Raw genomic sequence first — 22,585 nt, forward strand, 5'->3', positions numbered from 1 at the left:
TTAGCGGCCGGAGGCCAGTACGCCGCGGCCTGCCGCTCGGGCGGCGTCATGGCCGCTCACCATCTCCTTGAGATAGGCGACGTTGGCGGCGGCCTCGTCCGGCGGCAGGTCGGCACGCACGATCGACTCGGCTTCTGCGTAGCGGCCCTGCAGGCCGATCACCAGCGCCAGGTTCTGACGCACGCGCGAGTCCGCCCGGCCGCTTGCATAGGCGCGCCGCAGCGTGTCTTCGGCTTTCGGCAGCTCTTTGGTCAGCACGTAGGACATACCGAGGTTCGACAGCACCGAGGGCTCGTCCGGTGCAAGCCGCAGAGCGCTGGCGTAGTAACGCCGCGCTTCCTCGTTGCGTCCCATCTGGTCGAGCACGGTGCCCTGCACCGACAGGATCCGCCAATCGGGATTGTCGGGGCTGTGCGCCCGCGACAGCGTGTCGAACGCCAATTGGAAATTGCCGTTGTCGGCGAGCGCGCGGCCATACGCGGCCCGCACTGCTTTGTTGCTCGGATTGGCGAGCGAGGCCTTCTCCAGCACCGCGACGGCCTGGGCGCGCTGGCCGATCGCGCGCAGCGCGTTGCCGTAAGCGATTGCGGCGTCGGGATCGTTGGGGCGTGACCGGTAGCGATCGCCGGCGATCTCGACGGCGCGGTTTGGATCGGCTGCGGCCTCGTTGCGGCTGCCGAGCGAGCCGGTGACATCGGCCATGCCCATGGTCTTGCAACCTGCGAGCGACACCGCCAGGCTGACGGTCAGCGCCGCGGATGCGGCAAACCGGGCAAGACAAGGCAGGTCGCGCATGGCACCATACTCACAAAGCCGACGAATTCTGGCCCAGCAATAGAGCGTTAACCCTAATGTTGGGTTAATCCTTCCGGCCATCGGCACCGCCTTAAGATTCGAAAGAGCCGCAACGCATGCACCCGATCTTCCAAACCGAGCCTACTCCGTCCGCAACGCCAATTCTGTTCGTCACCAAATCCAGCTGGGATGCGGTGCGAGCTGATCTGCCCGAAGCAGCTCAGCGCTTTGCAACGGCGAGCGGCTATAGCGGCAAGCCGGGTCAGTACCTGGCGCTGCCGACGGCGGACGGCGAGATTGGACATGTGCTGTTCGGCCTCGACGAGCCGGGCGCGAAAAGCCACGACCCGTTCCGCCCCGGCGCCCTGCCCGGGCTGCTGCCCGCCGGCGTGTATCGTTTCGCCAACGCGCCTCACGATGCGCGGCTTGCCGCTCTCGCCTTCGCGCTCGGCGCCTATAAGTTTGGCCGCTATCGCAAGGCCGAGCCGCCGGCCGTGCGTCTGGTTCCGCCGGATGGCGTCGATGCCGCCGCGATCAGCCGCGCCGCAGAAGCAGCGGCACTGGCGCGCGACCTCATCAACACGCCGTCGAACGACATGGGGCCGGCTGAACTCGCCGACGCTGCAGACGCACTGGCGACGCGCTTCGGCGCGAGCATCAGCGTCATCGTCGGTGACGAGCTCGCCACCCAGAACTTCCCGTTGATCCGCGCCGTCGGCATGGCCTCGACCCGCGCACCGCGGCTGATCGATCTGACCTGGGGCGATCCGTCCCACCCGAAGGTCACGCTGGTCGGCAAGGGCGTGTGCTTCGACACCGGCGGCCTCGATCTGAAGCCATCGAGCGCGATGCTGATCATGAAGAAGGACATGGGCGGCGCCGCCAACGTCCTGGCGCTGGCTTCGATGATCATGGACGCCGGGTTGAAGCTGCGGTTGCGCGTGCTGATCCCTGCGGTCGAGAACTCCGTCGCCGGCAACGCGATGCGGCCGCTCGATATCTTCCCCTCGCGCAAGGGGCCGACCGTCGAGATCGGCAACACCGATGCCGAAGGCCGGCTGGTGCTGGCCGATGCGCTCGCTTATGCGGACGAGGAAGCGCCGGACCTGCTGATCGATCTCGGCACACTGACCGGCGCAGCCCGCGTCGCGCTCGGTCCCGATCTGCCACCCTACTACACCAACGATGAAGCGCTGGCGCTCGACGTCGCGCGCCACGCCAGCGCGGAAAACGATCCGCTGTGGCGGATGCCGCTGTGGGGCCCGTACGACTCGTGGCTCGACTCCAAGGTCGCAAACATCAACAACGCGCCGTCCGGCGGCTTTGCCGGCTCGATCACCTGCGCGTTGTTCCTGCAGCGTTTCGTCGAAGCCGCCAAGAGCTGGCTGCACGTCGATATCTACGGCTGGACGCCGAAGGCCAAGCCCGGTCGTCCCGAAGGTGGCGAATGCCAGGCCGCGCGCGCGATCTTCGCGCTGTTGAGCGAGCGCTATGGCTGATCGCAGGCTGACGCCGGCGCGGCCCGACCTCGCCGCCAAACATCTCGAAGGCCAAGTCACCGCGGCGCGGTTCGTCGAAGGCGAAGTGTTCGAAGTCAGCTACGGCGTGGCTCCGGTGCGGCGCGAGCCGTTTTCCGGCGCGATGCTGGAGACCGAGGCCCTAAAAGGCGAGCGTGTCACCGTTTACGATCGCACCGAAGAAGGCTGGGCCTGGGGCCAGTTGATGACCGACGGCTATGTCGGCTGGCTTCCGGACCTCGCATTGTACAGGCCTGCCGCAGAACCGACCCACAAGGTGACGGCGCTCCGCACTTTCGCGTTCCACGGTCCTTCGATCAAACTGCCGCCGGCGGAGACGCTGCCGCTCGGCGCGCGGCTGGCGATCGTGCGCGAGGATGCGAGTTTCGCGGTGACGCAGGAAGGCTGGCACGTGCCGCGCCGGCATGTCGCACCGGTGGCTGACGTCGAAGCCGATTTCGTCGCGGTTGCCGAGCGCTTTGTCGGCACGCCGTATCTGTGGGGCGGGCGTAGCAGTCTCGGCATCGACTGTTCGGGTCTGGTGCAAACCGCGCTGGCGGCCTGCGGCATCGCCGCGCCGCGCGACAGCGACATGCAGGCAGACGCGCTCGGCACGGCTGTGTCGCTCGACGAGCAGTCTGCACTGAAGCGCGGGGATCTGTTGTTCTGGAAAGGCCACGTCGCGATCGCACGCGACGCCGCCAGCATCGTACACGCCAATGCTTATCACATGGCGACGGCGATCGAACCGACGCACGAGGCGATCGCGCGGATTGCAGCCGCCGGCAGCGCGCTGACTGCGATCAAGCGGCTCGGCTGAAACACTCGCGCAGCCGCGCGCGATTGAGCGCCAGCCACTGCAAGGCGGTGACGAGCAGCGCATTGTTGAACGCGCCGCGGCTGAGCGCCGCCAGCGCCTCATCGATGGTTACGACGAACGGCTCGGTGTCCTCGTCTTCTTCGGCCAATCCGGCGCGTTGCAGCACCGCGCTGGAATCGACGTGGCCGACAAAGAAGATGACCTGTTCATCGGTGAGGCCCGGGGTCGGCAGCACGCGATAAAGCTCGGCAAGCTGCGTCGGCGCGACGCCGATCTCCTCGATGCATTCGCGCCGTGCCGCATCCGCATCGCTCTCATGCGGGTCGACCCGGCCGGCGACGATCTCGACCATGTCGCCGCGACCGGTGGCAAGATGCGCCGGAAGGCGAAACTGCCGGATCAGAACAACCGAATCCCGCGCCAGATCGATCGGGACCACGGCGGCAACGCGGCTGGCGCGCAGCACGTCCCGCCGCTGCAACAGCGGCGGCTCGCCGTCGCGCCGAATCGACACCTCGAAACGCTGATAGGACATGAACCCCTGCCCGATCAGCTCAGGCGCCGACACGGTGACATCCGCCGCGTGGTCCGCGAGCTGATCAGTTTGGTCGCTCTCGCTCATCAAACACCTATTGGGCCGCGGCGCCGCCGGGCGCGGTCTCAAGCCGGAACGCAGCGGCGAACAGCGCCCGCGTATAGTCGGTCTTCGGCGACTTGAACAGCTCGGCCGCAGGGCCTTCCTCGACCACTTTGCCTTGTTTCATGACGATCAGATGACTGGCAAGCGAGGCCACGACGCGCAGATCGTGCGAAATAAACATATAGGTCAGATCGCGCTTGCGCTGCAGTTCGCGTAGCAGATCGACCATCTGCGCCTGAAACAGCATGTCGAGCGCGCTGGTCGGCTCATCGAGCACAACGAAGTTCGGCTCCAGCACCACCGCGCGCGCGATCGAAATCCGCTGGCGCTGGCCGCCGGAGAACTCGTGCGGATAGCGGAAGCGGGTGGCGGGATCGAGACCGACCTCCTTCAGCGCCTTGATCACCCGCGCTTCACGCTCGGCCTCGCCGAGTTGCGGCTGATGCACGCTAAGCCCCTCGGCGATGATATCGCCGACCGACATGCGCGGGCTGAGCGCGCCGAACGGGTCCTGAAACACGATCTGCATATCGCGGCGGAACGGCCGCATCTGCTTGAACTTCAAGCCCTGGATATCGTTGCCCAGAAACACGATCGGCCCGTCGGACGAGATAAGCCGCAGCAGCGCCAATCCGAGCGTCGTCTTGCCCGAGCCGGACTCGCCGACCACGCCGAGCGTCTCGCCTTTACGGATCGCCAGCTTCACGCCATCGACCGCCTTGATGTGTCCGACCGTCTTGCGCATCAGGCCGCGACGGATCGGAAACCAGACTTTGAGGTCATCGGTGGAGATCACCACCGGCGCATCGGGACACGGCGGTGCCGGGTCTGGCTTCGGCTCGGCCGCGAGCAGCGCCTTGGTGTAGGGATGCTGCGGATCGGTGAACACTTGTTCGACCGGCCCCTGCTCGACGATCTTGCCGGTATGCATCACGCACACCGTGTCGGCGATGCGACGGACGATTCCGAGATCGTGGGTGATGAACAGCATGCTCATCCCGAGCCGCGCCCGGATGTCCGCAAGTAGCGCCAGGATCTGCGCCTGCACGGTGACATCGAGCGCCGTGGTCGGCTCGTCGGCAATCAACAGATCCGGCTCGTTGGCGAGCGCCATCGCGATCATCACGCGCTGCCGCTGTCCGCCGGACAATTGATGCGGATAGCTGGCGAGACGCGTCTCCGGTTCGGGAATACCAACCTGCGTCAGCAGCTCGATGATTCGCGCCCGCGGCTTGGCGCCGCGCACGCCGCCGTGCAATTGCAGAATCTCGCCGATCTGCGCCTCGATCGTGTGCAGCGGATTGAGCGAGGTCATCGGCTCCTGAAACACGATCGAGATCTCGTTGCCGCGAATGCCGCGGATCTCGCGCTCGGACATCCCGAGCAGTTCGCGTCCCTTGAACCGGATCTGGCCGGACGGATGCGACGCGCTCGGATACGGCAGCAGCTTCAGGATCGACAGCGCGCTGACCGACTTGCCCGAGCCGGACTCACCCACCAGCGCAACACATTCGCCACGCTTGATCCGGAACGACACATGATCGACGGCCGTCGTCGTCCCGCTGGGCTGATGGAAGGCGACAGACAGGTCGCTGACATCAAGCAGAGGCTGGTTGATCGCGTCCATCAGACAAGCTCGCTGAGTTGAAGCCATGTCGGCCCGCCGGCGATCGCACGGCCCAGCCGTTGGTCTTCGGTCAAGAAGTTCTCACATCCTGCCGCTCGCGCAGTCGCCACGTGGATCGCATCCATCGGTTTGATCCCCAGTTCAGCCTGGATATGACAGGAAGCTAGGAGGATATCCCGACTGACCGGTACCGTCAGAAGCGGACTAAGAGGTGAAAAGAACAACTCGTACTTTTCCAAATAGTCCGGGTTTTTGAGCGAGATCGGCTTTGGCATGACCTCGGCGATCGTCAATTCGGAGGTGACCACCCGCACGTCATCAGCATCGATCGCACCCAAAAATGCGCGGATCGTCTCGGCCCATTGGCTGCCTTGCTCGATCGCATAGATGATGATGTTCGAGTCCAGGTAGATCGGCCGATCTTTGAAACGCGCCCACATCAGTGATCTTCGCGCAACTCGCGGATATGCCGAACGACGTCTTCGTCGCTGCCGTGGAGATTGGGAACGGAGCCTGCGAGCGGAGCGAGCATGATCCTCGGCTCGCGATCGGCCTTGGGCCTAAATTCGATCTCGACCCAACCATGCTGCGGCAGACCTTCCTGAAGGTCCGACGGCAGCTTATCGACCGGATACTCTCGAACAATCTTGTTCATCGCCTCTGCTCCGGAATGAGAGTTTATCACACCTTCACCTGAACGTCTTGCGCGGGTCGAAGGCGTCGCGGACGGCTTCGCCGATGAAGATCAGCAGCGACAGCATGATGGCGACGGCGAAGAACCCGGTGAAGCCGAGCCATGGGGCCTGAACGTTGGCCTTGCCCTGCGCCAGCAATTCGCCCAGCGACGGTGAGCCAGGCGGCAGGCCGAAGCCGAGGAAGTCCAGCGCCGTCAAGGTCATCACCGAGGACGACACGATGAACGGCAGGAACGTCATGGTCGCCACCATCGCGTTCGGCAGCAGGTGACGGACCATGATCTTGGCGTTGGACACGCCGAGCGCCCGGGCCGCGGTGATGTACTCAAAGTTTCTGCCGCGCAAAAACTCAGCCCGCACCAGGCCGACCAGCGACACCCAGCTGAACAGCAGCAGGATGCCGAGCAGCACGAAGAAACCCGGCACCAGCACCGACGACAGGATCAGCAGCAGGTACAGCGACGGAATCGCGGTCCAGACTTCGATCAGCCGTTGGAAGGTGAGATCGACCCAGCCGCCGAAATAGCCCTGGATGCCGCCGGCCGCGACGCCAACGATCGACGAGATGATCGTCAGGCTGAGGCCGAACAGGATCGAGATCCGGAATCCGTAGATCAGCCGTGCAACGACGTCACGGCCCTGATCGTCAGTGCCGAGCCAATTGTATTCGAGATCGCGGCAGCTCTTGACGCCCTTCTTGGCGACCACCGCGGCGCATTCCTGTTCGGTTAGCAGCCAGGTCGGCTTCGACGGCGCCGGCGTCGGCAGGTCGAGATTGTGAGTGCCGTAGGAATAGCGGATCGGCGCCCAGATCACCGTGCCGCCCTTGTCGGCGATCAGCTTCTGCAGAAACGGATCGCGATAATCTGCTGCCGTTTCGAAGTCGCCGCCGAAGGTGGTCTCGGAATAGGTTACGACCGCCGGGAAATAATAATGACCGTCGAGCTTGATCAGCAGCGGCCGGTCGTTGGCGATGAATTCGGCGAACAGCGAGATGCCGAACAGCACCAGAAAGATCCAGAACGACCAGTAGCCGCGCCGGTTGGCCTTGAAGTTCTGCCAGCGCCGCTTGTTCAGCGGCGACAGCGACAGCCGGTGGTGCGTTGGCGGCACCGCCTCGCCGAGCGGCGCCTGCGTGGTGGTTTCGATCGGCTCGCGTGCGATCAGCGTCATCAGACGTCCCGCGCCTCGAAGTCGATCCGGGGATCGATCCACATATAGGTGAGATCGGAAATCAGGTTCACCACCAGGCCGACCAGGGAAAAGATGAAGAGCGTGCCGAACACCACCGGATAGTCGCGGTTGAGTACGCTTTCGAAGCCGAGCAGGCCGAGCCCGTCGAGCGAGAAAATGGTCTCGATCAACAGCGAGCCCGAGAAGAACGCGTGGATGAACGCGCCCGGAAAGCCGGCGATCACGATCAGCATGGCATTGCGGAACACGTGTCCGTACAGCACCTGGGTCTCGCTGCAGCCCTTGGCACGCGCGGTCATGACGTATTGCTTACGGATCTCGTCCAGGAACGAGTTCTTGGTCAGCAGCGTCATGGTGGCGAATGCGCCGAGCGCCATCGAGATCAATGGCAGCGTCAGGTGCCAGAAATAGTCGAGGATCTTCCAGTACCAGGGAAACTGGCTCCACCCGTCGGAGGTCAGCCCGCGCAGTGGAAACCAGCTGAAGAACGAGCCGCCAGCGAACAGGATGATCAACAGGATCGCGAACAGGAAGCCCGGAATCGCGAAGCCGACGATGATCACCGCAGAAGTCCAGGTGTCGAATTTCGAGCCGTCCTGCACCGCCTTGCGAATGCCGAGCGGGATCGAGATCAAATAGGTCAGCAGCGTCATCCAGATCCCGAGCGACATCGAGACCGGCAGCTTCTCCTTGATCAGCTGCAGCACGCTGACATCGCGGAAATAGCTCTTACCGAAATCGAACCGCGCGAAATTCCACAGCATGATCGCGAAGCGCTCGGGCGCCGGCTTGTCGAAGCCGAACTGCTTTTCGAGACTCTTGACGAATTCCGGATCGAGTCCCTGGGCGCCGCGATATTTCGAGTTCACCGCATCCGCCGAACCGGCGACCTGCGGCCGTGCACCGAAGTCCCCACCGGACGAACCCGAGACGCGCGACGAGGCGCCGGTGTCGGCCCCGGAAATCTGCGCGATCACTCGTTCAACCGGACCGCCGGGCGCGAACTGCACGACGACAAAAGAGACGAACAAAATCCCGAGCAGAGTCGGAAACATCAGCAGGACGCGGCGAGCGATATAGGCGGCCATGCTATTTCTTCCCTCGGTCGGCCGCAGCCGCCGTATCCTTCGCCCACCAAAGTTCCGGCACGCCGACGCCGACGTATTTTGGTAGATTGGGCGGATGGCCGAACACGTCCCAATAGGCGAGCCGGTGCGAGGCCGAATACCATTGCGGCACCCAATAGCGCCCGGCCCGGATCAGACGGTCGAGCGCCCGCGCCGCGACCACCAGCTTGATGCGGGTGTCGGCGGCGATCACCTGATCGATCATCGCATCGATCACCGGATCGGAAATGCCGGCGAGGTTGTTCGACCCCTTGGTGGCGGCCGCCTGTGACGAGAAAAAATTGCGCAGCGCGTCGCCCGGCACTGTCGAGAAGCTGTAGCGCTCGATCGCGAGATCGAAATCGAAATCATCGCGACGCGCCCGCTGCTGCACCGGATCGACCAGCCGCAAGGTTGCTTCGATGCCGAGCGTGCCGAGGTTTTTGATGAACGGCATATGGTGGGGCTGGAATGCCGGCTCCTCGAGCAGGAATTCGACGCGGAACGGCTCACCGGACGGCGTCAGACGTTTGCCGTTCTTGATCGGGAAGCCCGCATCGTTGAGGAGCTGCGCGCCGTGGCGCAGCAGCGCGCGGTCTTGCCCGGAGCCGTCGGACGCCGGCGGCACGAACGGCGCACCGAACACCTCGTCCGGCACCTTGCCGCGAAACGGCTCGAGCAGCGCAAGCTCTTCGGGCGACGGCGCGCCCACCGCCATCATGTCCGAATTCTGGAACGGCGACACCGTGCGCGCATAGGTGCCGTACATGATGGTCTTGTTAGTCCATTCGAAATCGAACGCGCAGCCGAGCGCTTCGCGCACCCGCGGGTCCTTGAATTTGTCGCGGCGGGTGTTGATGAACCAGCCCTGTGCGCCCGACGGCGTGTCGTCCGGCAGCATCTCGCGCTTGACGCGGCCGTCGTGGATCGCGGGAAAATCGTAGCGGGTGTTCCAGATCCGCGAGGTGAACTCCTCGCGAAACAGGTAGCTGCGCCCGGTGAAGCCTTCGAAGGCGACGTCGCGATCGCGATAGAATTCGAACCGCACCGTGTCGAAATTGTACGACCCGACATTCACCGGCAGCTTGGCGCCCCACCAATCCTTGACCCGATCGAATTCGATATAGCGGCCCGATTCCATCCGACCGACCTTGTAGGGCCCACTGCCGAGCGGCACTTCCATGGTCGATTCATCGAACGGCTGCTTGGCGTAGTAAGCTTCCGAAAATAGCGGCAGCGCGGCGACGAACAACGGCACGTCCCGCGCGCGCTTCGGCTTGAAGGTGACGATCAGCGTCGCGTCACCGTCGGCCTTCGCCTCAATGAAGTCGCGCAGTTGCTGCGTGATCAGCGGATGGCCTTTGGCCTTCAGAATGTTGAGCGAGAACGCGGCATCACGCGCGGTCAGCTTGCTGCCGTCGTGAAACCGCGCCTCGGGCCGCATCGTGAAACGATAGGTCAGCCCGTCGGCGGAGATCGCCACCTTGGACGCGGCGAAGCCGTACATCGCATCCGGCTCGTCGCCCGCCCGCGCCATCAGCGTCGCAAAGGTCAGCCCCATCCCCTGCGCGCCGTCGCCCTTGAGGATGAAGGCGTTGAGCGAATTGAAGGTCTGGAACGACTGATTGAAGGCGCGGACCGACGGAATGGTCGAGAACAGCCCGCCCTTGGGAGCCTTCGCATCGACGTAGTCGAACTGCACGAAATCGGCCGGATACTTCAAGTCACCGAACGCTGAGATGCCGTGGGACACCGTTTCGCCGTCGGCCGCGACGGCGGTACCCCTCAGCTGCGCGGCGGCGAGCGCGCCGACGCCGAGAGCGAGCACGTTGCGACGATTGAGCTGCGCCATACGCGAAGCAATCCTCAAGAGCGCTTGCCGAGGTTGGCGGCCTTGTCGGCGTCGTACCACCACAGCGCCGGCAGACCGGAGCGGGCGTATTTCGGCAGCGGCGCGTGCCCAAACCGATCCCAGCGCGCGTAGCGCATGAAACCGTAGGTGAATTGCGGCACGACGTAGAAGTTCCACAGCAGCACACGGTCGAGCGCCCGCGTGGCGGCAACCAGCGTGGCCCGATCCTTGGCGTAGATCACCTTCTCGATCAGCTCATCGATGGCGGGATTCTTGATGCCAATGGTGTTGTGCGAGCCCTGCTCATTGGCCGCCTGGGATCCCCAATAGTCGCGCTGCTCGTTACCGGGCGACAGCGACTGGCCCCACAGATCGGTGATGATGTCGAAATCGAACGCGCGAATCCGATTCTGGTACTGCGCGTCGTCGACCACACGGATAGAGACGGCAACGCCCAGCCGCTCCAGCGACGGCTTGTAGAACAACGCGATCCGCTCCGACGACGGGTCCTGCACCAGGATCTCGACCGCCACCGGCTTGCCGGACGGATCGACCAGCTTGCGATCCTTGATGTCGAAGCCGGCTTCTTTCACCAGCTTGATCGCCTCGCGCAAGTTGGCGCGCACCGCCTCCGGATTGCCGCCGACTGGATTGGTGTAGGGCTGCGTGAACAGCTCGGCCGGCACCTTGTCGCGCACCGTTTCGAGGAACGCCAACTCCTGCCCTTCAGGCAGCCCGCTGGAGGCGAGCTCGGTGCCTTCGAAGAAGCTCGCGATCCGCTTGTACTGTCCGTAGAACAGCTGCTTGTTCATTTCCTCGAAGTCGAACGCGTAGTTGAAGGCACGCCGCACCCGCGGGTCCTTGAACATCTCGCGGCGGGTATTCAGCACGAAGGCTTGCATCCGGCCGGAGTCGTTGATCGGGAATTCTTCTTTGACGACGCGCTTGTCGTTCACCGCCGGAAAGTCGTAGGCGGTCGCCCACTGCTTGGCGGAGTTCTCCATGATCCAGTCGGCCTGATCGGCCTTGAAGGCTTCCAGCGCCACCGTATTGTCGCGGAAGTACTCGAACCGCAGTTCGTCGAAATTGTTCTGGCCGATCCGCACCGGCAGCTTCTCGCCCCAATAGTCCTTCACCCGCTCCAGCACGACCGAGCGGCCGGCGACGAACTCCTTGATCTTATAGGGGGCGGAGCCGAGCGGCGGCTCCAGCGTCGTGGCCGAGATGTCGCGCTTGCGTCCCTGCGCGTCAGTGCCTTCCCACCAATGCTTCGGCAGCACCATCAATTCTCCGACGATGGTCGGCAGTTCGCGATTGCCCGGCGCATCGAAGGTGAAACGGATGTCGCGCTCGCCGAGCTTCTCGGCTTTGACGACATGACGATAATAAGAGGCGTAACGTGGGCTGTACTTCTTCAGCGCGTCGAACGAGAACACCACGTCGTCGGCGGTGACCGGCTTGCCGTCGTTCCAGCGCGCCTCCTTGCGCAAGCGATAGATCACCCAGGAAAAATCGTCGGGATGCGCGGCGCCCTCGGCGAGCAGACCGTACTCGGTGCCGACCTCGTCCTGCGACGGCGTCATCAGGGTTTCGTAGAGATACCCCGCAGGACCGGCGATGTTGCCCTTCACACCGGCGACCGCGAGATTGAAATTGTCGAAGGTGCCGAGCGCGATCTGCCGCGCGATACCGCCCTTCGGAGCTTTCGGATTCACATAATCGAACTGTGCGAAGCCGGCCGGATATTTCAGGTCCCCGAACAGCGACAGACCATGGCGCCAGGCCGCACCATCGACCGCGGTTTCGGCGCGCGCCGCGCTCGCCCCAAACGGACCGGGGCTGAAGCTCAAAACCGGAGTCACTGCGGCCAACAAGCCGCCCTGCAGAAGATGTCGTCGGGTCAACGTCACGATACTGAAATCCCTGTTCGCTGCGGTCTTCGCCCAGACCGGACTGTCCGAGGATTCGTCCGATTATGGCGATTTTGGCGGAGGATAACACCCCACGCACGGCCGACTTGCGGCGAAAGGTCCCGGTTACCGATGTTTAATCCGCATCGGTTTCGCAAAACAAAACGGCCGGGAAAATCCCGGCCGTTCAACATTCCAATCTTGGAAAATCGTTACTTCTCTGCCGTCGCCGGCAGCGCTTCGGGCTTGTCTGAATTCTTGTTGAGATAGGCGATCAGGTCGGCCCGTTCCTTGTCGTTCGGAATGCCGGCGAAGCTCATCGCGGTGCCGGGGATGTAGCCCTTCGGATTGGCGAGGAACTTGTTGAGCTCGTCGAACGTCCAGGCGCCGCCCTTGGCCTTCATCGCAGCCGAGAAATTGAAACCGTTGCGGCCTTCGCCGCGATGGTCGCCGACGATGCCGTAGAGGTTCGGGCCGACGCGGTTCGGGCCGTCTTTTTCGAAGGTGTGGCAGGCAGCGCACTTCTTGGCGACCTTGGAGCCCTGATCCACCGAGGCGGTCTGCAGCAGCTTCTCAATCGGCTCGTCCGCCTTCGGCGCCGCATCCTTCGCCTGAGCCGGCTCGGCTTCCTTCACGGCGATGGCGTAGCCCTGCTTTTCGGGCTTGGTCGGGGAAAAGATCGCCTGCGCGGCGAAGTTGGATAGCAACAGGATCAGCAAGGTCCCGAAGATCGCGCCGACAATTTTGTTGAGTTCGAAAGTATCCATTTTCGCTCGCGTTTCCAAACCAGTCCGCGTCCGGACTTGTTCATCGGAGGCATTCTCAACTCGACTTTAGTCGGGATGAGATATCGGTTTGCCCCTGCGCTGGCAACCCGTATAAACGCCTCACACGCGTCGCTTCGGGCAGCCTGATACCAGTTCCGGCATTCGCTGCGGTGCATCATCCGCTGCAAGCGATCCTCCCATGACATCTCCTGCCACTCTGGTTCTGATCCCCGCCCGGATGGCCGCGACGCGGCTGCCCGGCAAACCGCTGCTCGACATCGCCGGGCTGCCGATGGTGGTGCAGGTGCTGCGCCGGGCGCAGGCGGCGGAGATCGGCCGGGTAGCGGTGGCGACCGATACGCCGGAGATCGCTGCCGCCGTGACCGCCCATGGCGGCGAGGTGGTGATGACCCGCGCCGATCATCCTTCCGGATCGGACCGCATCTTCGAGGCGCTGCAGACGCTGGACCCGGACCGCAAGATCGAGACCGTGATCAATCTGCAGGGCGATTTCCCGACCATCCGTCCCGAGCAGATCGGCGCCGTGCTGGGACCGCTCGCCGACCCGGCCGTCGACATCGCCACGCTGGCCGCCGAGATCCACACCGAGGAAGAGGCCACCAACCCAAACGTGGTCAAGGTGATCGGCTCGCCGCTCGCCCCGGACCGGCTGCGGGCGCTTTACTTTACCCGCGCCACCGCGCCCTGGGGCGACGGGCCGCGCTACCATCACATCGGCCTGTACGGCTACCGCCGCGCCGCCCTGGAGCGGTTCGTGGCGTTGCCCCCTTCCCCACTCGAGTTGCGCGAAAAGCTCGAACAGCTCCGTGCGTTGGAGGCTGGCATGCGGATCGACGTCGGCATCGTGGATACCGTGCCGCGCGGGGTCGATACGCCGGCTGATCTCGAGACCGCACGACGCGTGCTCGGCGGCTGACCCCGCCCACTGGCGAAAACCGCTACGGCTGCTAGAACGCGCGCCAGACACAGGACGCTAAGATCAGACCATGAAAATCGCATTCCAGGGCGAACCCGGCGCCAATTCCCACATCGCGATCAGCGACGCCTATCCCACCGCCGAGGCGATGCCTTGCGCCACCTTCGAGGACGCGCTGAGCGCGATCTCCTCGGGTGAAGCCGATCTCGGCATGATCCCGATCGAGAATTCGGTCGCCGGCCGAGTCGCCGACATCCACCACCTGCTGCCGACCTCCAAGCTGTTCATCGTCGGCGAGTGGTTCCTGCCGATCCGGCATCAGCTCGTCGCGGTGCCCGGCGCCAAGCTCGAAGACATCAAGACGGTCGAAAGCCACGTCCATGCGCTCGGCCAATGCCGCCGCATCATCCGCAAGTTCGGATTGAAGCCGATCGTCGCCGGCGACACCGCCGGCTCTGCACGGATCATCGCCGAGCGCGGCGACAAGACCTGCGCGGCAATCTCATCGCGGTTGGCGGCGAAGATCTATGGCCTCGAGATCCTGGCCGAAGACATCGAAGACGAAGCGCATAACACTACCCGCTTCGTGGTGCTGGCGCGCGAGCCGCGCTGGGCGGCGCAAGGCTCCGGCAAGCTCGTCACCACGTTTGTGTTCCGCGTGCGCAACCTGCCGGCCGCGCTCTACAAGGCGCTCGGCGGCTTCGCCACCAACGGCGTCAACATGACCAAGCTGGAAAGCTACATGGTCGACGGCAATTTCTTCGCGACGCAGTTTTACGCCGACGTCGAAGGTCATCCGGAGGACCGCAACCTCGCCTTCGCGCTCGACGAACTGAAGTTCTTCTCCCGCGAATTCCGCATCGTCGGCGTCTATCCGGGCCACCCCTTCCGCGACACGTTCAGCGAGCGCTAGGCGAGAGCCCTGCCACGTCATTGCGAGCGAAGCGAAGCAATCCAGCTCGGTGCACTGAGCTTCTGGATTGCTTCGTCGCTTCGCTCCTCGCAATGACGAAAGCTGTTTTTTCGAACTACGCCGCCGCGCGCTGCAACTCGAAGGCGTCGGCCAGCAGGCTGTAGCTGCGCTTGCGCGCCTCGTGGTCGTACACTGCGGTAATCACCATCAGCTCGTCGGCGTGGCTTGCGGAGATCAGCGGCTGCAACGCCTGCCGCACCGTCGCCGGACTGCCGACGAACAGCCGCGAGCGATTGCGCGCGATCGAGGCGCGGTCGGCGTCGGTGTACGAATAAGACAGAGCTTCTTCGACGCTTGGCAGCGGCACGTAGCGGCCGCGATCGCGCAGCAGGCGACTGAGATCCATCGAACTTGCGAGCCGCTCCGCTTCCTCATCGGTGTCGGCGACAACGGCGGCGACGGCCAAAATGCCGTGCGGCGTCGATCGCCAACGCGTGGGGCGGAAGTTGCTGCGATAATGCGTCAGCGCCTCGACGGCATCGTGTGACGCGAAATGATGCGCGAAGGCGAAGCCCATCCCGACCTGCGCGGCGAGCTCGGAACTGTAGTCGCTGGAGCCGAGCAGCCAGATCGGCGGCAGCGGCGTATCATCGGGCATCGCGACAACGTTGTTATAGGGATGGCCGGGCGGAAACCCGCGCGTCTCCCACAGCGTGAGCTCCTGCAGCCGCTCCAGAAAATCATCGCCCTCGCGGCCGTCGAGCCGTCGGCGTAGCGCGTGCATCGTCGCCTGATCGGTGCCCGGCGCGCGCCCGATGCCGAGATCGATCCTGCCGGGGAACAGCGCTTCGAGCATCTTGAAGCGCTCCGCCACGACCAGCGGCGCGTGGTTGGGCAGCATCACGCCACCGGAGCCGACATGGATGCGTTCGGTCACCGCCGCGATCTGCCCAATCATGATGTCCGGCGCGGGGCTCGCGACTGAAGGAAGATTGTGATGCTCGGCCAGCCAGTAGCGCACGTAGCCCAGCGCGTCCGCATGGCGCGCAAGGTCGATCGAGTTGCGCAACGCCGCAGCCGGCGGTGTGCCGGTGGTGACGACGGACAGATCGAGGATCGAGAGTGGCAACATTTGCCTAACCTAGTGCGCGACCGAGGCCGGCGCAAAGGTATTGGGCTAGGCAATTCGACGATCCCCTGCCCGTTTGTTTCGGAGTGGGCAGAATGACCGTCTGCTTGGGAAGGCCTGGCTCATCCGGTTCCGCCAGAATCGCTGCGCTGCACACAACCATCTGACGGATCTGTTGATTTTCGAAACTGGCGCGGGATACGCCCTGCCCACTCCCGGACAGCCCCCAGCGCCATCGAACGCACAAAACGGACTATTTTGGGCAACTTCCCAAATCGATATCGCCCAAAGTGGGCTGGCCGCCGAAAGCAGTTCGGCCTAATTTAACGCGGTTCGTGGAGGTTCCTGACCGTTGGGCAGCCGCACGCGCCTGTGGACGCCCGAACCGCCCTTTCAAACTGGATGACCATCAGATGAGCGACCTGCCGCAGCAGCTTCCGGCAATTTCCTTCGAGTTCTTCCCACCGAAGACCGAAGAGATGGAGCGCAATTTGTGGCAGGCGATCAGCCGGCTGGCGCCGCTGCGTCCGAGCTTCGTCTCGGTCACCTATGGGGCCGGCGGCTCCACCCGGGAGCGGACCCATGCCACGATCGCGCGTATTCTGAAAGAAACCGATCTGACCCCGGCGGCGCATCTGACCTGCGTCGATGCCCCCTGTGCCGACGTCGACGACGTCGTGGCGCGGTATCACGACATCGGCGTCCGCCACATCGTGGCGCTCCGCGGCGATCCGACCACCGGTCTCGGCGGCCCCTACACGCCGCATCCGCAGGGCTATCGCAGCTCGGCCGATCTGGTCGCCTCGATCAAGCGCCGCTATCCGGACATCGACGTCACGGTGTCGGCCTATCCGGAGAAACATCCGGAGAGCACCGGCTTCGATGCCGACCTCGACATCCTGAAGGCCAAGGTCGATGCTGGGGCAACGCGCGCCATCACCCAGTTCTTCTTCGATAACGACCTGTACTTCCGCTACCTCGACCGGGTCCGCGCCCGCGGCATCGACATCCCGATCGTGCCGGGCATCCTGCCGGTGCAGAACTTCAAGCAGGCCGCCGGCTTTGCGGCCCGCGCCGGCGCCAGCGTACCGGACTGGCTGGCCAAGCAGTTCGAAGGCCTCGACGACGATCCCGACACCCGCAAGCTGGTGGCCGCCACCGTCGCCGCCGGCCAGGTGCACAAGCTCGCCAAGCACGGCGTCAACAACTTCCACTTCTACACCATGAACCGCGCGGACCTGGTGTTCGCCATCAGCCATCTGCTGGGCTTCCGGCCGCAGGCGGCAAGGCAAGCCGCGTGAGTTTGCAACCAAATTCTCCGCGCGCAGGGCGCGCTCCCTCTCCCCGTCGGGGAGAGGGTTGGGGTGAGGGGCACGGGCGCCGATGGTCATCCGCACCACGCGTACACCGATCGCCAGGCGCCTGCGGGCTCAGCCGACGCAGGCTGAAGCTCTGCTGTGGCGCCGTCTCCGCAATCGCCAGCTCGATGGCTGGAAATTCAAGCGGCAATTTCCGATCGACAGATTTGTCGTCGACTTCTGCTGCACCGAAGCGCGGCTCGTCATCGAACTCGACGGCGGACAGCATGAACAGCAGATCGAACAGGATGCGTCGCGAACGGAGGTGCTCTCCGCGATGGGCTATCTGGTCGTTCGGTTCTGGAACAACGATGTGCTGTCGAATCCAGACGGCGTGCTCGAAACGATTGCCCGAACGATCAGACCGCATGCGTTCGATCCCCCTCACCCCATCCCTCTCCCCGACGGGGAGAGGGAGCCGCGCTGAGTAACTTGCAAATGTCGATTTCCAAAAGCCCGATCGCCGATCGTCTTCGTGCCCTCGCCGCCCAGCGGATCCTCGTGCTCGACGGCGCGATGGGGACGATGATTCAGCAGCTGCAGCTCGACGAAGCTGCGTTCCGCGGGATGCGGTTCAAGGATTTCCACCGCGACCTGCGCGGCAACAACGATCTGCTGATCCTGACCCAGCCGCAGGCGATCGAGGACATCCATGCGCAGTATTTGCGCGCCGGTGCCGATATCGTCGCGACCAACACCTTCTCCTCGACCTCGATCGCGCAGGCCGACTACGACATGTCGGACCTTGCTTACGAGATGAGCCGCGACGGCGCCCGCCTCGCCCGCAATGCCGCCGCCAAGGTCGAAGCCGAAGACGGCAAACCGCGCTTCGTCGCCGGCGCGATCGGCCCGACCAACCGCACCGCCTCGATCTCGCCCGACGTCGCCAATCCCGGCTACCGCGCGGTGACGTTCGATGATCTGCGCATCGCCTACAGCGAACAGATCAACGGCCTGCTCGACGGCGGCGCCGACATCCTGCTGCTGGAAACCATCTTCGATACGCTGAATGCCAAGGCGGCGCTGTACGCGATCGCCGAGATCACCGACGCCCGCGGCATCGACGTGCCGGTGATGATCTCCGGCACCATCACCGACAAATCCGGCCGCCTGCTGTCGGGCCAGATGCCGGAAGCGTTCTGGAATTCGGTGCGGCACGCCCGCCCGATCACTATCGGCTTCAACTGCGCGCTCGGCGCCAAGGATCTGCGCGCCCACATCGCCGATATCAGCCGCGTCGCCGATACGCTAGTCTGCGCCTATCCCAACGCCGGTCTGCCCAACGAATTCGGCCAGTACGACGAGAGCCCGGAATACATGGCAGGTCTCGTCGGCGAGTTCGCCGAAGCCGGCCTCGTCAACATCGTCGGCGGCTGCTGCGGCACCACGCCAGCCCACATCAAGGCGATCGCCGAAGCGGTCGCGCCGCATAAGCCGCGTGTGATCCCGACCATCGAGCCGCGGCTGCGGCTCTCAGGCCTCGAGCCGTTCGAGCTGACCAAGGACATTCCGTTCGTCAACGTCGGCGAGCGCACCAACGTCACCGGCTCGGCGAAATTCCGGAAATTGATCACCGCCGGCGACTACGCGAGCGCCCTGCAGGTGGCGCGCGACCAGGTCGAGAACGGCGCCCAGATCATCGACGTCAACATGGACGAAGGGCTTCTCGATTCCGAAGCCGCGATGGTCACCTTCCTCAACCTCGTCGCCGCCGAGCCGGACATCGCCAAGGTGCCGGTGATGGTCGACTCCTCGAAGTTCAACGTGATCGAGGCCGGGCTGAAGTGCCTGCAGGGCAAGCCGGTGGTGAACTCGATCTCGCTCAAGGAGGGCGAGGACAAGTTTATTCACGAGGCGGGCATCGCCAAGCGTCACGGCGCCGCCGTGGTGGTGATGGCGTTCGACGAGACCGGCCAGGCCGACACCTACGCGCGCAAGACCGAGATCTGCGCCCGCGCTTACGACATTCTGGTCAACCGCATCGGCTTCCCGCCCGAAGACATCATCTTCGATCCGAACATTTTTGCGATCGCGACAGGGCTCGAGGAGCATAACAACTACGGCGTCGACTTCATCGAGGCGACGCGCTGGATCCGCCAAAACCTGCCGCACGCGCATGTCTCCGGCGGCGTCTCCAACCTGTCGTTCTCGTTCCGCGGCAACGAGCCGGTGCGCGAGGCGATGCACTCGGTGTTCCTGTATCACGCCATCAAGGCCGGCATGGACATGGGCATCGTCAATGCCGGGCAGATGATCGTGTATGACGACATCGATCCCGAGCTGCGCCAGGTCTGCGAGGACGTCATCCTCAACCATGATCCCGGCGCCTCCGAACGCCTGCTGGCGCTCGCCGACAAATATCGCGGCCAGGGCAAACAGCAGAAGGAACAGGACCTCGCCTGGCGCTCCTGGCCGGTCGAGCAGCGGCTCAGCCACGCGCTGGTGCACGGCATCACCGAGTTCATCGAGCTTGATACCGAGGAAGCGCGTGCCAAGGCCGAGCGGCCGCTGCACGTGATCGAAGGCCCGCTGATGGCCGGCATGAACGTGGTCGGCGACCTGTTCGGCGACGGCAAGATGTTCCTGCCGCAGGTGGTGAAATCGGCCCGCGTGATGAAGCAGGCGGTCGCCTATCTGATGCCGTTCATGGAAGCCGAGAAGGCGGCCAACCTCGCCGCGGGCAAGGACTCCGGGGAGCGCTCCTCCGCCGGCAAGATCGTGCTCGCCACCGTCAAGGGCGATGTCCACGACATCGGCAAGAACATCGTCGGCATCGTGCTCCAGTGCAACAACTTCGAGGTGATCGACCTCGGCGTGATGGTGCCGGCCGCCAAGATCATCGAGACCGCGAAGGCCGAGAACGCCGATATCATCGGCCTGTCCGGGCTGATCACGCCGTCGCTCGACGAGATGAGCTTCCTCGCCGGCGAGCTGCAGCGCAGCGGCTTCGACGTTCCGCTGCTGATCGGCGGCGCGACGACGAGCCGCGTCCACACCGCGGTGAAGATCGACCCCGCCTACCCTGCCGGCAGCGTTGTGCACGTCAACGACGCCAGCCGTGCGGTCGGCGTCGCCTCTTCGCTGCTGTCGAAGGACAAGGGCGCCGCCTATGCGGCGGAGATTCGCGCCGACTACGCCAAGATCTCGGCGGCGCATCACCGCGCCCAGGCCGACAAGAAGCGGCTGACGCTCGCCGCCGCCCGCGCCAATGCCACCAAGATCGATTGGGCCGCGACCAAGCCGGTGAAGCCCTCCTTCATCGGCACGCGGAGCTTCAGCAGCTATTCGCTCGCCGAACTGGTCGACTACATCGACTGGACGCCGTTCTTCCAGGCCTGGGAGCTCGCCGGACGCTTCCCTGCGATCCTCGAGGATGGTGTGGTCGGCGAAGCGGCGCGGTCGCTGTATGCCGACGCCCGCAAGATGCTGGACCGCATCGTCACCGAGAACTGGTTCACCGCCAACGCGACGATCGGGTTCTGGCCGGCGAACGCGCAAGGCGACGATATCCTGGTCTATGCGGATGAAGCGCGCACCACGCCGATCGCCACGCTGCACAGCCTGCGCCAGCAGCTCGACAAGCGCGAAGGCCGCGCCAACGCCGCGCTCAGCGACTTCATCGCGCCGGTTGCGAGCGGCGTCGCCGACTATATCGGCGGCTTCGTCGTCACCGCCGGCATCGGCGAGGACGTGATCGCCGACAAGTTCAAGGCCGAGCGCGACGACTACTCGTCGATCATGGTCAAGGCGCTGGCCGACCGCCTCGCCGAAGCCTTCGCCGAGCGGATGCACGCCCGCGTCCGCCGCGAGTTCTGGGGCTATGCGCCGGATGAGACCCTGTCGGCGGACGATCTGATCCTGGAGAAGTATCAGGGCATCCGCCCCGCGCCCGGCTATCCGGCGCAGCCCGACCACACCGAGAAGGCGACGCTGTTCGAGCTGCTCGACGCCGAAGCCTCCGCCGGCGTGACGCTGACCGAGAGCTTTGCGATGTGGCCGGGCTCGTCGGTGTCGGGGCTGTATTTCAGCCATCCGCAGAGCGCCTATTTCGGCGTCGGCAAGATCGAACGCGACCAGGTCGAAGACTACGCCGCCCGCAAGGGCTGGGACGTCGCCACCGCCGAACGTTGGCTGGCACCGGTGCTGAACTACATCCCGTCGCGCAGCACGGGCGGCACCGATGAAACCGGTATGCCCCCGCTGGCGCCGCAAGCCGATGCTCCGCTATCGGCCGACGACGCCGCGCTGGCCTCGCACCCGCAGGGCTGCACCTGCGCGCTGCACCTCGCCTGGCGCAAGCAGAAGGTCGCGGCGAAGTAATTCGCCTTCCTATTCAGCGGGCGTTTACCCACAATCGTCGTCCCCCGCGCAGGCGGGGGACCCAGTATTCCAGAGCGTTGTTAGTAAGCGGTCGGCAGAGCAACCTACGCACTGGAATACTGGGTCGTCCGGTCGAGCCGGACGATGACGGCGGAAGGTGAAACGACCGCTCTGCTCGACCGCGCCATCGCTTTCAAAGATGTCAAACAGCCACGCCGCTACGTTCTCGCGGCTCCGCTGAGCCCGAGGTTTGCGCCCGTCGCTATCACAGCGAGGGGCGGGGGCGCGCCGCTTGGCGCAAAGTTGGTGGTTGGTCGCGATGGCTTGCGATCCATCGCGCATCGCCTTACGGCGCGCCCACCAGCGGCGATCTTTTGGCGTCGGGACCGTTCTTCCGGGCGCGGGGAGCACGGGGATTTCTCCCGCCTCGTTCCGTCCCGTCCAGCCTCGCGATGGGCAGCCGCTCATAGTAGCGGCGGACGGCGACCTTCTGCCTCCCGGACGATCGGCTTGCGAGGCCGCTCGCGCAGGACGCCGCGTCAGGCTCGGCGCCGCTGCACCATGCAGCTTCGCCAAACCCTCACCGGCCGGTCTCCCGGCCGACGATCTGTCCCGCTTCCAAGCGCCCTCGAGAAGCGCCCCTCACGGACAGGACGATGCGGACTATAATCCTTGTAGGAATATTGTCAATACAGGATTGGCAAACACGGGCGTCGCCACCGGCCGGTGTCCGATCGCGCGATTGATGCGACGATCGAAACGTCGCGACTGATGCAAGATGGATGCGCGGGTCAAGCCCGCGCATGACGAGGGTGAATCCCCTCTCGTTCGTCATTCCGGGGCGCGCGCAGCGCGAGCCCGGAATCCATAACCACCGCGTTCATGATGGACCGAGCCCCCCGTTCCGCGCATCATCGCAGCCGAGGCGACACCGCTTATGGATTCCGGACTTGCGCGCAACGGCGCGCAATCCGGAATGACGAACGAGAGGCTTGCTGAACAGCA

Annotated in this window: 18 protein-coding genes; 7 read left to right on the top strand and 11 right to left on the bottom strand. The window is 64.5% G+C overall.

Features of this window, described 5'->3' with window-relative positions; all coding sequences use genetic code 11:
• Window positions 1-795 (bottom strand): tetratricopeptide repeat protein, encoded by a 795-nt coding sequence (locus LRC39_RS18925; protein WP_107345438.1) that lies wholly within the window; start codon window positions 793-795, stop codon window positions 1-3.
• Window positions 796-911: 116 nt separating this feature from the next.
• Between LRC39_RS18925 and LRC39_RS18930 the strand changes: the two genes are divergently transcribed.
• Window positions 912-2,294: a leucyl aminopeptidase family protein gene (locus LRC39_RS18930; RefSeq protein ID WP_107356459.1), complete on the top strand. Its 1,383-nt coding sequence runs from the start codon at window positions 912-914 to the stop codon at window positions 2,292-2,294.
• Window positions 2,287-3,132, top strand: coding sequence for a C40 family peptidase (locus LRC39_RS18935; protein ID WP_346295275.1), 846 nt, complete (start codon window positions 2,287-2,289; stop codon window positions 3,130-3,132). The genes LRC39_RS18930 and LRC39_RS18935 overlap by 8 nt, the downstream gene beginning before the upstream one ends.
• On the opposite strand, the gene LRC39_RS18940 is transcribed toward LRC39_RS18935, so the two are convergent.
• The 9 genes from LRC39_RS18940 to LRC39_RS18980 all read right to left on the bottom strand — a co-directional run bounded on the left by LRC39_RS18940 (window position 3,116) and on the right by LRC39_RS18980 (window position 12,923).
• Entirely contained in the window at window positions 3,116-3,754 is a 639-nt protein-coding gene (locus tag LRC39_RS18940; protein ID WP_264074235.1) for an NUDIX domain-containing protein, read from the bottom strand. The two genes, LRC39_RS18935 and LRC39_RS18940, sit on opposite strands and share 17 nt — an antisense overlap.
• Window positions 3,755-3,761: 7 nt before the next feature.
• Window positions 3,762-5,399 carry an ABC transporter ATP-binding protein gene (locus tag LRC39_RS18945; RefSeq protein ID WP_346295276.1) on the bottom strand — a complete coding sequence of 546 codons (1,638 nt, stop codon included), beginning with the start codon at window positions 5,397-5,399 and terminating at the stop codon, window positions 3,762-3,764.
• Window positions 5,399-5,839 carry a type II toxin-antitoxin system VapC family toxin gene (locus LRC39_RS18950; protein ID WP_107345443.1) on the bottom strand — a complete coding sequence of 147 codons (441 nt, stop codon included), beginning with the start codon at window positions 5,837-5,839 and terminating at the stop codon, window positions 5,399-5,401. The genes LRC39_RS18945 and LRC39_RS18950 overlap by 1 nt, the downstream gene beginning before the upstream one ends.
• Window positions 5,839-6,054 carry a hypothetical protein gene (locus tag LRC39_RS18955; protein ID WP_346295277.1) on the bottom strand — a complete coding sequence of 72 codons (216 nt, stop codon included), beginning with the start codon at window positions 6,052-6,054 and terminating at the stop codon, window positions 5,839-5,841. The genes LRC39_RS18950 and LRC39_RS18955 overlap by 1 nt, the downstream gene beginning before the upstream one ends.
• Window positions 6,055-6,088: 34 nt before the next feature.
• Complete coding sequence (locus LRC39_RS18960; RefSeq protein ID WP_346295278.1) at window positions 6,089-7,267, bottom strand: ABC transporter permease; 1,179 nt, start codon at window positions 7,265-7,267, stop codon at window positions 6,089-6,091.
• Window positions 7,267-8,376: a microcin C ABC transporter permease YejB gene (locus LRC39_RS18965; RefSeq protein ID WP_264053012.1), complete on the bottom strand. Its 1,110-nt coding sequence runs from the start codon at window positions 8,374-8,376 to the stop codon at window positions 7,267-7,269. The genes LRC39_RS18960 and LRC39_RS18965 overlap by 1 nt, the downstream gene beginning before the upstream one ends.
• A 1-nt stretch (window position 8,377) precedes the next feature.
• A complete protein-coding gene (locus tag LRC39_RS18970) occupies window positions 8,378-10,246 on the bottom strand; it encodes an extracellular solute-binding protein (protein WP_346295279.1) in 1,869 nt (622 codons plus the stop codon).
• A gap of 14 nt (window positions 10,247-10,260) precedes the next feature.
• Complete coding sequence (locus tag LRC39_RS18975) at window positions 10,261-12,156, bottom strand: extracellular solute-binding protein (protein ID WP_346295280.1); 1,896 nt, start codon at window positions 12,154-12,156, stop codon at window positions 10,261-10,263.
• Window positions 12,157-12,368: 212 nt separating this feature from the next.
• A complete protein-coding gene (locus LRC39_RS18980) occupies window positions 12,369-12,923 on the bottom strand; it encodes a c-type cytochrome (protein WP_107356467.1) in 555 nt (184 codons plus the stop codon).
• 199 nt (window positions 12,924-13,122) lie between these two features.
• On the opposite strand from LRC39_RS18980, the gene LRC39_RS18985 reads away from it, so the two are divergent.
• A complete protein-coding gene (locus LRC39_RS18985) occupies window positions 13,123-13,860 on the top strand; it encodes a 3-deoxy-manno-octulosonate cytidylyltransferase (RefSeq protein ID WP_346295281.1) in 738 nt (245 codons plus the stop codon).
• 70 nt (window positions 13,861-13,930) lie between these two features.
• A complete protein-coding gene (locus tag LRC39_RS18990; RefSeq protein WP_264053017.1) occupies window positions 13,931-14,773 on the top strand; it encodes a prephenate dehydratase in 843 nt (280 codons plus the stop codon).
• Window positions 14,774-14,888: 115 nt separating this feature from the next.
• Here the strand turns inward: LRC39_RS18990 and LRC39_RS18995 are convergent, their stop codons facing one another.
• Window positions 14,889-15,905 (bottom strand): LLM class flavin-dependent oxidoreductase, encoded by a 1,017-nt coding sequence (locus LRC39_RS18995; RefSeq protein ID WP_164572511.1) that lies wholly within the window; start codon window positions 15,903-15,905, stop codon window positions 14,889-14,891.
• Window positions 15,906-16,315: 410 nt separating this feature from the next.
• On the opposite strand from LRC39_RS18995, the gene metF reads away from it, so the two are divergent.
• The 3 genes from metF to metH all read left to right on the top strand — a co-directional run bounded on the left by metF (window position 16,316) and on the right by metH (window position 21,580).
• A complete protein-coding gene (gene metF, locus LRC39_RS19000; protein ID WP_346295282.1) occupies window positions 16,316-17,203 on the top strand; it encodes a methylenetetrahydrofolate reductase [NAD(P)H] in 888 nt (295 codons plus the stop codon).
• A gap of 82 nt (window positions 17,204-17,285) precedes the next feature.
• The gene (locus LRC39_RS19005; RefSeq protein WP_346295283.1) at window positions 17,286-17,687 is read left to right on the top strand and encodes an endonuclease domain-containing protein; all 402 of its coding nucleotides are present in this window, start codon (window positions 17,286-17,288) and stop codon (window positions 17,685-17,687) included.
• 11 nt (window positions 17,688-17,698) lie between these two features.
• Window positions 17,699-21,580, top strand: a complete 3,882-nt coding sequence (metH, locus tag LRC39_RS19010; protein ID WP_346295284.1) for a methionine synthase — start codon at window positions 17,699-17,701, stop codon at window positions 21,578-21,580.
• The last annotated feature ends 1,005 nt before the right edge of the window (window positions 21,581-22,585 follow it).

This window comes from Rhodopseudomonas sp. P1 (genome assembly GCF_039642825.1).
Taxonomy (GTDB): domain Bacteria; phylum Pseudomonadota; class Alphaproteobacteria; order Rhizobiales; family Xanthobacteraceae; genus Rhodopseudomonas; species Rhodopseudomonas palustris_H.